Source organism: Kitasatospora sp. NPDC056800 (assembly GCF_042789775.1).
Lineage (GTDB): Bacteria > Actinomycetota > Actinomycetes > Streptomycetales > Streptomycetaceae > Kitasatospora.
On sequence record NZ_JBHUAL010000114.1, the window covers coordinates 1 to 13,299 of the forward strand.

Consider the following 13,299-nt stretch of genomic DNA (forward strand, 5'->3'; position numbering starts at 1 on the left):
GCGGTCCCCCGGGCAGCGCGGTGTCCACGGAGTGCCGTCAGGCCGAGCCGTTCGGACGGCCCCGGGGGCGGGGCTCAGCGGGCGAGGACCGGGTCGAGTGGCGCGACCACGTGCGTGGTCGTGCTCGCGTTCGTGCCCGGGTGCGGGTTCTTGAAGCACTGGTCCGAGACCGTGGCCCCCTTCGGGTAGTGGCAGGCCGTCAGCAGGAGGCCGCCGCGCACCCCGCCCACGTAGCCGAGCTCCACCGGTTCGGCGGGCGTCGGATCCTTGGTCGGCTTGTTCAGGAGATCGGTACGGAAACCGTGCGCGGTGTCCAGGAGCTGGTAGACCCAGCCGCCCGCCTTGGCCTCGCTGACCAGCTCCTCCGCGTCCGACTTCGTGCGGAACCCCGGGACGGCCGCGCCGACGGCCAGGGCCTCCCAGCCGTGCTCCAGCACCGACGGCGTCGGCTTGTTCAGGACGTGCTCCTTGAACAGGCCCAGCCACGGAGCCGTCCCGACCCGCGGCTTGAGGCCCTCCCGGAAGGCGTCCTCACCCTGGAAGGGGTTCAGCGTGTCGGTTCCCACCGCCCAGGCGATCCCCTCCTCCGAGACCCACGGCAGGGCCCCGGCGTCCTGGGTGGGCCACAGGCGGGCCCAGTCGATCGTGACCGCCGCGACGTCCTGCGGCTTGTCGGCGCCCGAGGGGTCGTAGTGCGGGTTCGACTGGCACGCGCCCCCGTCCCTGGGGCAGGCGTCCTTGATGAACCGCGACTTGATGCCGCCCGGGAAGGTGATCTCCTGCTCGCCGCGGTACAGGCCGAACATGGTGGTGTACGTGCCGGACGCCTCCTGGTCGATTCCCCAGGGTGCGTGGACCTCGTAGATCCAGGCGCCGAAATCCACTGCCACACTCTGGTCCCGTGAGGCGCCCGAGAACACGGTCTCGGGCGTCGAACGGTCGACCTGGCTGACCCAGTTGTACTGGCGCTGGTCCTCGGATGTCTTCTCCCCCTGTGGTCGCAGCCCGTCGGCGAAGATGACCTCGGGGGTCCGGTTGGACCCCCGCCAGAGGACGTCCTGGTCCGAACGCCAGGTCAGTTTCGGTCGTGTCTCTTTCACCGGTGCGTCGGGATCGGCCGTGGTGTTCTTCCACTGGGTGTACCAGTCGTCGGCGAGCGGGGCGGATACGGCCGGCAGCGGCTGGGCGGGGGCGCTGTGGGCCTGTGCCGGAACCGGTGTCCACCCGGCGGCCACCGCGACGACGACGGCCGCGACGACCTGGGCGATGCGACGGCCGGTGATGGTTGCTGCCATGTGCGGGCATCCTTTCGTTCGGGAGGCGTTGATCGGGAAGGTGGAGCCTCCGGACCGAATGGTGTGAAGACGCCGGGCGCGCCAATCCCGGCCGCCCGGCGCACCCTCCTTTCCGGGCACCCCGTTCGGGCCACCCGGCGCACCGGGCCGAGCGCCTGCGCTCCGGCCACCCGTCCGCCGGTGGGGTCAGTCGGGGCCGGTGGTGAGGAGGAGGTCGCTGACGCGGTCGGGGCCGGAGGTGACGGTGACCCGGTAGAGGCCCGGGTGGGGGAGGGTGACGGCGGCGACCAGGGTCGCGTCGCTGAGGAGCAGCCGGGGGGTGGCGACGGTCGCCCCGGTGGCCTCGTCGGTGATGCGGCAGGCGGCGTCGTCCGGTGACGCACCGTGCACCATGAGCGGCCAGGGCTGGCCCGGGACGGTCGTCTCGGGAAGGGACAGGCCGAGGCCCGGGCGCTGGAGGGCGTGGCTGACCGGGCGTGGCCGGACGGCGGCCGGCCGCCGGTCGGTCAGGACGGACCGGACGAGCTCCAGGACGTGCGGATCGGAGCAGAGGGTGCCGTGCCGGCCGGACACGAACAGCACGGCGTTCGAGGCGGAGGGCGCGGCGGCGTCGCGCGGGACGAGGCCGTCCCCGCCGCGGTCCCAGCGGACGGCCTCGCCGGACTCGCTCCGGTACGGGCGGCCGTCGTCGTGGGCGCGCGGTGCCGTCAGCACCGGTTCGAGGCCGTCCCCGGCCAACCGCAGGCCCTGCACGGTCGGTTGGCCGATGCCGACCACGGCGCGGGTGCGGGGGAGGAAGGCCGCGCGGGACTCCGCCGCCCGCGCCGCCATGGCGGCGGCGGCGAGCTCCGGATCGCCGCCGAGGCGGCGGACGTCGTCGAGGTCCAGCCGGCGCAGCGCGTCGTCGGTCTCGACGCAGCGGAAGGTCGGCAGCAGGTCGTACACCCCCGGCAGGGAGGCGGCCAGCCCGGACAGCGGGCGCGGGAGAAACCGGCGGCGGCCGCCCAGCATCTCGGCGACCGCGGGGGTGCCGTGGAAGGGCGTGGCGATGGTGACCAGGTCGCGGGTGAGCGCCGCCAGCCGGGAATCGGCCGCCAGCGCCGCCCGGGCGACGAGTCCGCCGGTGGAGTGGGCGACGAAGACCAGCCGGGGTTCCTCGTCGGGCACCCCCGCCCGACGGCGGTGCGGGCTCGCGCGCCAGGCCGCCAGGTGGCGGTGGGCGGCCTCGGCCAGCAGACGCGCGTTCACCTCGGCGGAGAGCCGCCAGTCGTAGGGGAACGGCAGGACGGCGTCCTCGTGGAGGACGGTGGCGTGCAGGGCGTCCAGCAGGGGCTGGTAGGTCTCCAGGCCGCCGAGCGCCGAGAGCCAGGCCGGGGCGCGCAGCAGGCCGTCGGGGCGCAGGCGGCCGGTCCGGCCCGCCCGCTCGTCGGGGGTGACGCGCAGCGAGGAGTCGTCGGTGAGGCTCAGCCGGAGGAGGGTGGTGGGTCTGAGGTCGCCCCAGACGTGGCGGCCGGTCTCGGTGTCGAGGAGCGAACTGCCCATGTGGCCGGGGAGGAGGACGACGGCGTCGTGGGTGGTGTCGCGGGCGGGGGCGGAGGGAGCGGCGAAGTCCACCTCGTGCCGGAGGTTCTCCACCACGGCGTTGTTCAGGGCCTCGGCGTGCTTGCCTCCTGCGCCGAGGTAGGTGTTGACGGCGTCGCCGAAGTCCACGCTGGTGGGGGCGGGGCCTGAGGGGTCGGTGTCGGTCGCGGGCAGTGGAACGCTGACGCCGGTGGCCCTGGTGAAGTCGCGCAGCTCCTCCGGGGTGAGGGAATCGAGCAGGGCGGCATCACCTCCGTCGGAGAGGTCGAGGCCGGAATGCTGGGTGGTATAGGAGACCAACTCGGGCGCACCGTCGCCGAGTTCGGCGGCGATGAGTCGGATGATCTCGGGGTTCTGGGTGACATCGCGCTGGTCCAGATCACTGACGAGCGCGAGTGTACGGGCGCGGAGCTTTCGGGCGTCGGGTGAGTCGAGCGACCCGCTGTCCCGGTGCAGGCGCAGGAGTGCCGACATGATTCCGAGAGTGATCACCCTGTCCTCGATGGCCTCGGCCGCGAGGAGGGCCCGGTTGAGCAGGTCGTGGGCCGAGGCGAAGTCTCCTTGACTCCTGGCGCTTTGGGCGCGGGCCATGAACATGCCCGTCGCGGTGGTCGGGTCGGGCTCGGTGGTGAGAACGTCGTCGGCCAGGGCATCCACCTCGTCCCAACGCTGCAGGGTGGCGAGGGCCGAGATGCGCAGACCGACGATCCGGATGTGAGGGCGCTCTCCGAGGAGTGTCAGCACGTCCTCCGGGCGGTCGTCCAGGAGGAACTGGTCTCCGGCGCGCCTTGCCTGCCGGGCCCACGTCTCGTCGTCGGCCTGCGCCCGGAGCTCCGCGGAGACGATGTTCCCCATCCGCTCGGCGAGGTAGACCTGCGAACAGGGCGGCAGCTCGTCGTTGGCCGGCTCCAGCAGCCGGCCCGCCTCCTCCTCCCACCGGGCGTCCAGGGTGGCGGTCGGTTCGCCGAGGGCGAGCCGGTGGTACAGCTCCTCGACCCGGTCGCCGGCGTCCTCGTAGTGGGCGGCCGCCCGGCGGTGGATCAGCTCCACGACCTCGGCGTGGTCGCGGCGGAGCAGTGGCAGCATGACGGCGCGCACGTCGGCCCGGTGGAGGACCGCGTCCTGCCCCGGTACCTCCTCGACGAGGGAGACCTCGTCCCGGAAGCGGTGGAACAGGCCCCACGCGCGATCCTCGTCCACGGCGCCGAGCCCGCACGGTTCGGCCAGGACGTGGCGGATGACCTCCGGCGTGACCTTCCGGACGATCAGGCCGGGGCTGGCGATGCGGCGCAGGTCCGGGTCCTCCAGGTGGTCGAGGATGCGCCGGTACAGCACGCCCTGGACGGTCTCGGCCTCCAGTTTCCGTCGGAGCTGGTCGTGCAGCGCCGGGTCCCGCAGGGCGTCGGCCTCGCGGCGGAGCAGGGCGGCGGCCAGCTTGAGGTTGAGCGGGCTCCGGCCGACGGTGCCGGTGACCAAGTCGAGTTCCTCGTCGGTGCGCCCGGCGAGTTCGGCGACCTGGCGGCGCAGGTAGCGGCGGGCCGTCGGCGGGTCGAAGCCTTCCAGCGGGAGGGAACGGAAGCGGGGGTCGTCGACGGGCGCGCGGCCGGCGGCGATGACGCGCAGGTTCGGGCAGCTCCACCGCAGGTCGTCCAGGGCCTGCAGCAGGCGGCGCTGGGCGTACTGGCCGCGCCGCTGCACCCGCTCGAAGGTGTCGAGGACGAGCAGCGGCGCCCGGCCGCCGTGGTCGGTCCCGAAGGCCGCCAGGAAGGTGCCGACCCGGTGGAGCAGCACGTCGGTGTCGTGGCGGCGTGAGGTCCGGCGCCCGGAGGAGGAGCTGCGGTCCCGCTCCGACCGGAGGTCGGCGGCGACGGTGCGGCGGAGGGAGTGCTCCAGGGCGTCGGCCGGCTCGCGCATGGCCGGTGCCAGCAGGGCGACCTGGCGGACGGCTTCGGCCAGGACGGTGAGCGGGCGTTCCGGCGCCAGTTCGGGACGCTCGAAGGTCAGGTAGACGTGGGCGGCCGACTCCGCTCCGGCACGGTCCAGGAGGAAGCGTGACAGCAGCGTGGACTTGCCGACGCCGCCCGGCCCGTGCACCAGGAGCCAGGGGGAGTAGCCGTTCTTGGCGTCGACGTAGTCGGACAGCGTGCCGAGTTCGTCCTCCCGTCCGGTGAAGCTCCCGTCGGCGAGGGCCTGGAGCGGTTGCAGCAGCCGGGCCCGCTTGAGGTGGTGCTGCACCTCGTCGGCGGACGGCAGTTCCAGCCCGTGGTCGGCGAGGGCGGCCCGGGCGCGGGGGGCGTCGCGGAACCAGCCGACCACGGTGAGGGCCGCGTACAGCTCGTCGAAGTCCTGTGCCTCCAGCGGCGGGTTCCGCGCGGCCAGGAACCGTTCGGCCCAGTCGCGTGCGGCGTCGCCCTCCGTACGGGGTGCGGTGGTGAGGGTGGCCAGCAGGCGTTCCGGACGGCCCAGGGTCTCGATGGTGTGGGTGCGGACCTCGGGGGTGAGCCGCCAGCGGCGGCCGTCCCGGGTGGTGGCCCGTTCGCAGTCTTGGGTGAGGAAGTCCCGCAGGAGCGCGCCGGGTTCGGCCGCGTCCGCGCCCGGGGTGGTCGCCGCCAGGCTCTCGGCGGTGAACGCGCCCAGCAGGACGGTCCGTTCACGGTAGACGGCGTCGGGCATCGGGGCGAGGGTCTCGGTCACCGTCGTCAACATCCCTGGTAGAGGCTTCGGCCGAGGCCGGCGGCCGTGTGCTGGATCGCGGTGGTCAGGGGGAGCGGGCCGTCGGGGAGGCAGCCGTCGTGGCCGGTCTCGCTCAGCACCTTGGCGGCGAGGCCGCGGGCGGTGTCGGCGTCGATCGGGCGGCCGGCTTCCGCCGCGACCGTCCGGAAGAAGTCGTGGAGGTCCTCGATGCCGATCGGGCCCAGCTGTTCCCGGGCGGTGTACCCCTCGACGTCCGGCGGCAGCCAGCCGTCGTAGGCGAGCAGCACGATCCGCAGCCGGTCCGCCATCTCCTCCTCGACCACCGCCTGCACCAGCCGGACGACCGCGCGCAGGGCGGGTTCGGTGAAGCGGACGGACTCCGAGTCGTCGAAGACGAGCCAGTGCCGGGGCTGCGCCGGGACGGACCGCCGCTCCTCGCGCATCCGGCCCCGGAGTTGGCTGACCAGCCGGTCGGCCTGCTGGTCCTCGGAGGAGTGGTGGTCGATCTGCACGCTCCACTCCCGGAACTCGTCGTTGAGGAATCCGGTGAGTTCGGCCACCCGGACCGGCTCGGTGTACTCGCTCATCCGGATCCGGCACGGGTGGATCCCCTGGCTCGCGAGCACGTGGTGGATGAGGAACCAGGTGAAGGTCCGGCCGGTCCGCGGACCGCCTTCGACGGTGAGCACGCGGTGGCCGCGGTCGAGGACCATCTCCCGCAGCCGGGAGCGGAGGGACGTCCGGTCGAAGAAGGCGCGCTGCCGGTCGTTGATCAGCCCGTGGCCGAACGGGTCGGTGGTCTGTTCGGCGGGTTGCGAGATGCGCTGCTCGGCGAGCAGGTACGCGAACACCGGTGAGGCGGCCCGGGAGTTCGGGTCCTCGGCGACGACCTCGACGAGCCTGCGCAGCCGTCCGGTCGCCGCGGCCTTCTCGACGATGTCCGGCCAGACGTCGAGCATCGCCCCCTGCCAGGCGATCTCGGCCTCGGCGATGCCGGCGCGGGCGACGACCTGCCGGGCCGGCTGCGGGAGGCCGTACGTGTACATGAGGGCCCTGAGCAGTTCCCCGGCTCTGGGGTCCTCGTTCGGGAACGCGCGCAGGTCCAGCAGTGCCACCGGCTCACCTCACCCCGGCGGCGGCCAGGCCCTCGGCCACCCGCTCGATCCGGAGGCCCTCGTTGCGGAACTCCGAGGCACTGAGCCGCTGCCCGATGCGGACGTGGCCCCGGTGCAGGGCGACCAGCCGCCAGCGCTCGTCGAAGACGGGGGCGCCGGAGGAGCCGTACTCGGTGTCCGTCCAGTACTGCACGACCTGCTCGTCCACGTGCCGGACGACGTTGTGCCGGGCGGCGAGCTTCTTCACCAGGCCGTGCGGGTGCTGGATGATGCAGACCCGGTCGCCCTCGGCGACGGTGGCCCGGTCGGGGATCGGCACCACCAGGGCGTCCTCGGGCAGGGGATCGGCGGCGCGGACCACGGCCCAGTCGCCCTCGGGCCGGCCGACGGCGGTGGCGGGGTCGCAGCGGACGGTGCGGTACCTGAGCTCCCGCCCGTCGAGGTCCTGCTCGTAGCCGAACCAGGCCTCGACCGCCTCGGCGGGCCGGCCGTCGGAGTACAGGACGTGGTGGTTGGTCAGCAGGAGGTCGGGCCCGATCCGGAAGGCGGTGCCGTAGCAGGCCTGGCCGTCGGCGTGGGTGACCAGCAGGCGGCAGACGGCGGTGGCGAGTTCGGCGCCGCGGCGCAGGAACGCGACGTCCTGGAACCCGGAGGCGCGGAAGATCTGGCGTTCCTGCTCGTCCGGGTCCCGGAAGGCGGCCCAGGTGCCTGCCGGGAGCTCTGGCTCGGGGGCGGGGAGCACGGGCCGGGCGGCGAGCAGTTCGCGGACGCGGGCGGCGAGCGCCTGGTCGGGGCCCGCGGCGATCCGGTCGAGCAGCGGGCGGAGCTTCTCCTGTTTCCGGGCGACGGTGATGAGGTCGAACCAGACCAGGGACATCGGCTGGTCCCAGTTGACCTCGGCCGGGGCGATGCCCGCCTGCTGGGCCAGCTCCAGCACCGGGTTGACCCGGAAGTGGACGGAGGCGAGCAGGTCGCGGAGTTCGACGGCGCCGGGGTCGGTCCACCGGAAGGGGTAGCTGTCCAGGAAGTGGGTCGTTCGCGGTGCGGGGTTCGTCGTCGCCATGCCCTGTGTGCTCGCTCGTCGGAGAGGGGGAAGTCGTGCTGCCGGGGAGGATTCGCGAGGATCGTTACGGCTGGAAGGCCCAGTACGCGCCGTCCGGGTGCGGGACCCGGGCCAGTCCGTAGCGCTGGGACGGCCGGTGGCCGTGGCGCAGCAGCCCGTACAGGTCGGAGAGGACGGAGCGGTGGTCGCCCGGGTAGGAGTGGCCCGTCAGGCCGGTGTCGAGCTCGGAGACGTCGACGGTGTCCAGGCCGGGCGCGACCACCACGCCCGGGCCGGCCTGGCCCGCCCGGGGGTGTTCGGCGAGGAGGCGGGAGGCGGCGAGCGCGCGGTCGTTGGCGGAGACGTAGAGGGTGCAGCCGCGCGCCTGGTTGACGACCCGGGGCACGAGCTGGCGGAACACCTCGGCGTCGACGTCGGGCGCGGTGAAGACGACCTGCCCGAGCCGGCCCGCGCCCTCGGGGAGCGTGGTGGTGTCCAGGTCGGCCAGCGCGTCGACGACCACCCGGTTGCCCATGCTGTGGGCGACGACGTGCAGTTCGTCGACGCCGGTGTCCGTCAGCACGTGCCGCAGGAACTCCTGGAAGTACGGGACGGCCCGGCGGGAGGCGTTGCCGTCGGCCGCGTAGTCGGTGACGGAGGCCTTGGACGGCCAGCTGTACAGCATGGGGAGGCCGGTGAAGTTCAGGTCGTAGGCGATCTGGGCGGCGCGGACGGCGGCGTCGGCGAAGGAGACGTTGTAGCCGTGGACGAACACCAGTGCCGATCGGGGGGTTTCGTCGTCCCCGGGGAGGTGGTGGCCCCGGGCCCGCTCGGCGAACCCGGCGGCGGTGAGCGGGCTGACGTCGCCGAGCTGGGTGTCCCGGGCCGGGTTGGTGCGGAACCGCAGCCGCCACCAGCGGGGCTTCTCGACGGCGCCGATGCGGTGGTCGTCGGGGACGTTCACCAGGGCTTCCCCGTACGACAGTTGGCCGCGGTCGCCGCCGTAGGCCGCGCTGGTGCCGCTCCCGCCGGCCGGCGCGCGGTCGGTGGCGTAGAGGACGGGGACGAGCAGCGAACGCAGCGCCGTGCCCCAGGAGGGCGGGGGAGCGTCCGGGCCGAAGCGCTCCTGGCCGTCGACGAGCGCGTCGAACGCGGCGACGAGGAGGTCGCCCAGGGGCGGGTAGGCCTCGAAGGCGGCCGCCACCGCCTGGGCGGCCTCCTCGACGGGATCGGCCCCGTCGGCCCCTTCGGTCCCGGCTGACGGCGCACCGCCGCGCGCGGTCTCCAGGGCGCGCAGCGCCACCAGGACCTCCGCCTCCAGGCGCTCGCGCTCGGCCTCGGACAGGCTGTCGGGCACCCTCGGCCAGACCCGGGCGACGGCCGGCTCCAGCACCTCCCACATGTCCACCATCGTCCCCCACCTGGCTTGTTCACGACGTGCCCGACGGCGTGACAACGCGACAACGCGTGTCGAACCGGATCGCTCGCATCATAGGTCGTGGACGGCCGCGCGCGGGCGGTTCGCCCAGGTCCGGTGCCGGATCGGGCCACTGTCACGAACACGTACCGGGGAGGATCTGAGGATGTATCAGAAATCGGAGCACGCCTGACGGTTGACAGGGCCGCGTGTTAGCTTCCGATCGTGTCCCCATCAACTCCGCTCCCGCTCCCGCTGGCCTTCGACACCGCCGGCCTCGAACCGCTCGACGAGGGCCGGTGGTTCGTCCCGGACTCCTGGAACGACGTGGTGGTGCTGAGCGTGCGCGAGGCGCTGCCGCCCGCCCCCGTCTGGCTGGACGGGATCGAGGCGCTGCGGGTGACCCTGGCGCGCGGCCACGCCGCGGCCGGCGGATCGCTGCTGGAGGCGGCGGCGGTGTCGCTGGGCGGGGTTCCGGCGCTCTACACCCTGGTGTCCGAACGGCTGCCCGGTTCCCGCACCGGCTTCCGGTTCCGGGGTTCGTTCCTGCTCGCCAGGTCGACCGTCACCGCCGTCCTGACCGGTCAGTTCCAGGAGTCGGGCGTCACCGGCGTCCGCGAGTCCCTGGTGCGCCTCAAGCTGGACCCGGCGGGGACGGACAGCGGCGGCCACCCGTACGACCCGGAGCTGCCGTACGAGCGCAGCCACGCCGCCGACTGGGACCCGATGTTCCCGAGGCACGCCCTCTCGCTGGCCCGGGCCTGGGCCCGGACGGTGTGCCGGACGGCCGTGGTGGCACCGGCGTTCGCCGCGCTGCCGCCGTACCGGGCCGCCTGAGGTGTCCGGACCGGCCGTCGGGGTTCCGGCGCCCTGGTCGGTCGGCGAGGTGGTCGCCGACCAGTACCGGGTGCTGCGGGTGCACACCGAGGGCGGCATGGGCGTGGTCTACCGGGTGCGGCACCTGGAGTGGGGCGTCGACCTGGCGGTGAAGTGCCCGCGCCCCGAGCTGTTCGGCACGCCGGAGCAGCAGGAGCGGTTCGTCCGCGAGGCCGAGACCTGGGTGTCGCTGGGCCTGCACCCGCACGTCTGCGGCTGCCACTACGTGCGCGTCCTGGACGGGTTGCCACGGGTCTTCGCCGAGTACCTGCCGGGCGGCAGCCTGCGGGAGTGGATCGACGACCGGCGGCTCTACGCGGGCGGCCCGGCCGAGTCCACGGCCCGCATCCTGCGCCTGGCGGTGGAGACCGCCTGGGGGCTGCGGCACGCGCACGAACGCGGCCTGGTGCACCAGGACGTCAAGCCCGCCAACGTCCTGCTGGACCTGGACGGCACCGCCAAGGTCACCGACTTCGGGCTGGCCCAGGCGCGGGCCACGGGCGGTGAACGGGTGTCCGGCGGCGGGATGACCATGGCGTACGCCTCGCCGGAGCAGGCCAGGCGCGAACCGCTGGACCACCGCACCGACCTGTACAGCTTCGCGGTGTCGGTGGTGGAGCTGTTCACCGGCGAGGTGACCTGGCTGATGGGCCCGGTGGTCGGCGAGGCGCTGGCCTCCTACCGGGCGGGCACCGGTCGCGGGCCCGCGTCGTACGGCCCGACCGGGCGTCCGGAAGCGGACGGCCCGCCCCCGCTGCCGGAGCCGGTCGCCGAGCTGCTGGCCCGCTGCCTGCGCGAGCGGCCGGCCGACCGGCCCGCCTCGATGGCCGAGGTGGCCGACGAACTCGCCGACATCCACCACCGGTTGACGGGGCGGGCGATCGACCGCGGAGAGCCGCGCGAGGCCGAGCTGCGCGCCGGCGAACTCAACAACCGGGCCGTCTCGATGCTGGACCTGGGCCGCGTGCCGGAGGCCGAAGCCGCCTTCGGCGCGGCCCTCGCGGCCGACCCGCGCCACCCGGAGGCGACCTACAACTCCGGTCTGATGCACTGGCGGCAGGGCGGCCTCACCGACGAGGACCTGCTCGCCGCCCTGGACGCGGCCAGGGCGGACGGCGGCGCCGCGCGCCTGGGGCCGCTGATCGAGGCGGTGCAGCGCGAACGCGGCGCCGTCGGCCCCGGCGCCGAGCCGACCAGCTGGACCGTGCCCTGGTACGAGTACGAGCGCTGGACGGATTCGCCCTGGGAGGGCGGCCGGACCCGGCGGGCGGCACCCGACATCGAGATCCGGCCCACCCCCGACGGCCGGCTGGCGCTCACGGCCTGCGACGGCACCGTCAAGCTCTGGGAGGTGGCCACCGGCCGGTGCCTGCGGGAGCTGGACGAGCTGCGGCACACGGTGGACCTGGACGCCGAGGGGCGGCGGGCCGTGGGCGTCGGCTCCGACGGCCTGGTCCGGCTGTTCGACCTCGGCGACGGCCGCTGCCTGCGGGTCTTCACCCCGTACTACCGGTCCGGCAGCACCACCGTCCGCTCGCTGCGGCTGCTCGCCGGGGCGGGCCTGGTGGTCGGCGGCACCAGCGACGGCACGGTCCTGGGCTGGGAGCTGACGACCGGCCGGGCCCGCTTCATCCTGGACGGCTTCTCGGGCGGCACCGTCGAGGCGACCGCGGACGGCCGGCTGCTGGTCTTCGACGGCCCCGAGGGAGTGGTCGCGGTGCGCGATCCAGCTGGCGCCGGTGAACAGACCCCGCTGCTGGAACGCCGCTACGCGCACGAACCGTGCTGCCTGAGCCGGGACGGCCGCACCGTGGCCGCCGCCGTCGGCGACCGGCTCCGGGTGCACGGCCCGGGCCTCGACGCGGAGATCGCCGCCGGCCACGGCGCCGGGCACCGCCTCGCCCTGAGCCCCGACGGGCGGCTGCTGGCCGGCGGGGGCCTGGACGGCGCGGTCCGCCTCTGGGAACCGGATACCGGCCGCTGCCTGCGCACCTTCCGCGGGCACCGGGGCCACGTCGACGCCGTGGTGTTCCTGGCCGACGGCAGGCACCTGCTCTCCGCCGGGCGGGACGGCACCGCCCGACGCTGGCCGCTGCCCGAGCCCCACCCGGCCGCGGCCCGGCTCAGCCGCCCCCGTCGGCACGCCGAACTGGACGACCTGAGCAGCCGGCTGGCCGCGCTGGTCGAGCGGGCCGGGCGGGAGCACGCGGCCGGCCGCTGCGCCGCCGCGCTCGACCTGCTGAGCCGGGCCCGGGCCCTGCCCGGCCACGAGCGCGATCCCCGGGTGCTGACCGCCTGGCAGGAGCTGGCCCGCGACCGGCGGGTGACCCGCACCGGACTGCGGGCGGCCTGGCCCGCCCGGGTGCTGTACGACGGCGCCTGGGGCGCGCCGGCCCTGGCGCCGGACGGCCGAACGGTGGCCGTCCGGGTGCCCGGGGGCATCCAGCTGCTCGGTGCGGAGACCGGTGAGCGCGGGCCGCTGATCGAGGGCCTGTCGCGGGTGCACGGCAGGCTCCGCTTCACCGGTGACGGTCGGACGGTGCTGTTCGCGGGCGGTGACGGGACCCTGGGCGCCTGGTCCGCGGCGACCGGTGCCCGGCTCAGCTCGGCCCGGCTCGCCCTGGGCGCGGGGACGGCCTCGTTCACCGCGGACGGGCGGTTCGTCCTGGCCCGGGGCGCGGACGACGGGATCCGGCTGTTCGAGACGGCCACCGGCGCCTGCCGCCGGACCCTGGAGGGCGACCACGGCCGGGGGCCCAACCTCTGGGGGCCCGCGCTCTGGCTCTCCCCCCACGGGCGCACCGCCGTCACCGCGGGCCCGAAGCACTCCATCGGGCTCTGGGACGTCCCCACCGGCCGCCGCCTGCGGGAGTTCCACGGCCACACCGCCACCGTGACCGAGCTGCTGGTCGACGCCGACCGCGGACTGCTGCTCTCCGGCTGCGGCCAGGACCGCGCGATCCGCGTCTGGGACCTGCGCACCGGGGCCTGTCTGCGGGTCCTCGACGACCAGCCGGACGGCACCGGGGCGCTCCGACTGAGCCCGGACGGGCGGTTCGTGCTGTCGCTCGGCGAGGACGACGGCGCGCTGCGGGTGTGGGAGCTCGGCACTGGCCGCTGCCTGCGGGTGCTGGCCGGCCGTCCGGCCGGCTTCTCCGGGGCCGAACCGGGCCCGGACGGCGGCTCGGCGGTGTGCGTCCGCGGTGACGGTTCCGTTCAACTCTGGTGCCTGGACTGGGAGCTGGCGGTCCGTCGGCAATCATGACGGGAGCGTCGAGG

General features: G+C 74.7%; 7 protein-coding genes. 2 read left to right on the top strand and 5 right to left on the bottom strand.

From position 1 onward, the window contains the following. Positions 1 to 74: 74 nt before the first annotated feature. From ACFRQN_RS23755 to ACFRQN_RS23775, 5 genes are all read right to left on the bottom strand, one after another. Positions 75 to 1,295, bottom strand: a complete 1,221-nt coding sequence (locus ACFRQN_RS23755; RefSeq protein WP_380741914.1) for a hypothetical protein — start codon at positions 1,293 to 1,295, stop codon at positions 75 to 77. Between the two features lie 186 nt (positions 1,296 to 1,481). Next, positions 1,482 to 5,570 carry an AAA family ATPase gene (locus ACFRQN_RS23760; RefSeq protein ID WP_380741916.1) on the bottom strand — a complete coding sequence of 1,363 codons (4,089 nt, stop codon included), beginning with the start codon at positions 5,568 to 5,570 and terminating at the stop codon, positions 1,482 to 1,484. A 5-nt stretch (positions 5,571 to 5,575) separates the two neighbouring features. Further along, positions 5,576 to 6,685: an effector-associated domain EAD1-containing protein gene (locus tag ACFRQN_RS23765; RefSeq protein WP_380741918.1), complete on the bottom strand. Its 1,110-nt coding sequence runs from the start codon at positions 6,683 to 6,685 to the stop codon at positions 5,576 to 5,578. Between the two features lie 4 nt (positions 6,686 to 6,689). Continuing rightward, on the bottom strand, positions 6,690 to 7,748 hold the full coding sequence (locus ACFRQN_RS23770) for a trypsin-like peptidase domain-containing protein (RefSeq protein ID WP_049654134.1): 1,059 nt from the start codon (positions 7,746 to 7,748) through the stop codon (positions 6,690 to 6,692). A gap of 64 nt (positions 7,749 to 7,812) precedes the next feature. Further along, positions 7,813 to 9,138 (bottom strand): alpha/beta hydrolase, encoded by a 1,326-nt coding sequence (locus ACFRQN_RS23775; RefSeq protein ID WP_380741920.1) that lies wholly within the window; start codon positions 9,136 to 9,138, stop codon positions 7,813 to 7,815. Positions 9,139 to 9,369: 231 nt separating this feature from the next. On the opposite strand from ACFRQN_RS23775, the gene ACFRQN_RS23780 reads away from it, so the two are divergent. Together ACFRQN_RS23780 and ACFRQN_RS23785 are read left to right on the top strand one after the other, a co-directional pair. Then, on the top strand, positions 9,370 to 9,981 hold the full coding sequence (locus ACFRQN_RS23780) for a hypothetical protein (protein WP_380741922.1): 612 nt from the start codon (positions 9,370 to 9,372) through the stop codon (positions 9,979 to 9,981). A 1-nt stretch (position 9,982) separates the two neighbouring features. Then, positions 9,983 to 13,285 carry a WD40 repeat domain-containing serine/threonine-protein kinase gene (locus tag ACFRQN_RS23785; protein ID WP_380741924.1) on the top strand — a complete coding sequence of 1,101 codons (3,303 nt, stop codon included), beginning with the start codon at positions 9,983 to 9,985 and terminating at the stop codon, positions 13,283 to 13,285. Positions 13,286 to 13,299 lie beyond the last annotated feature (14 nt).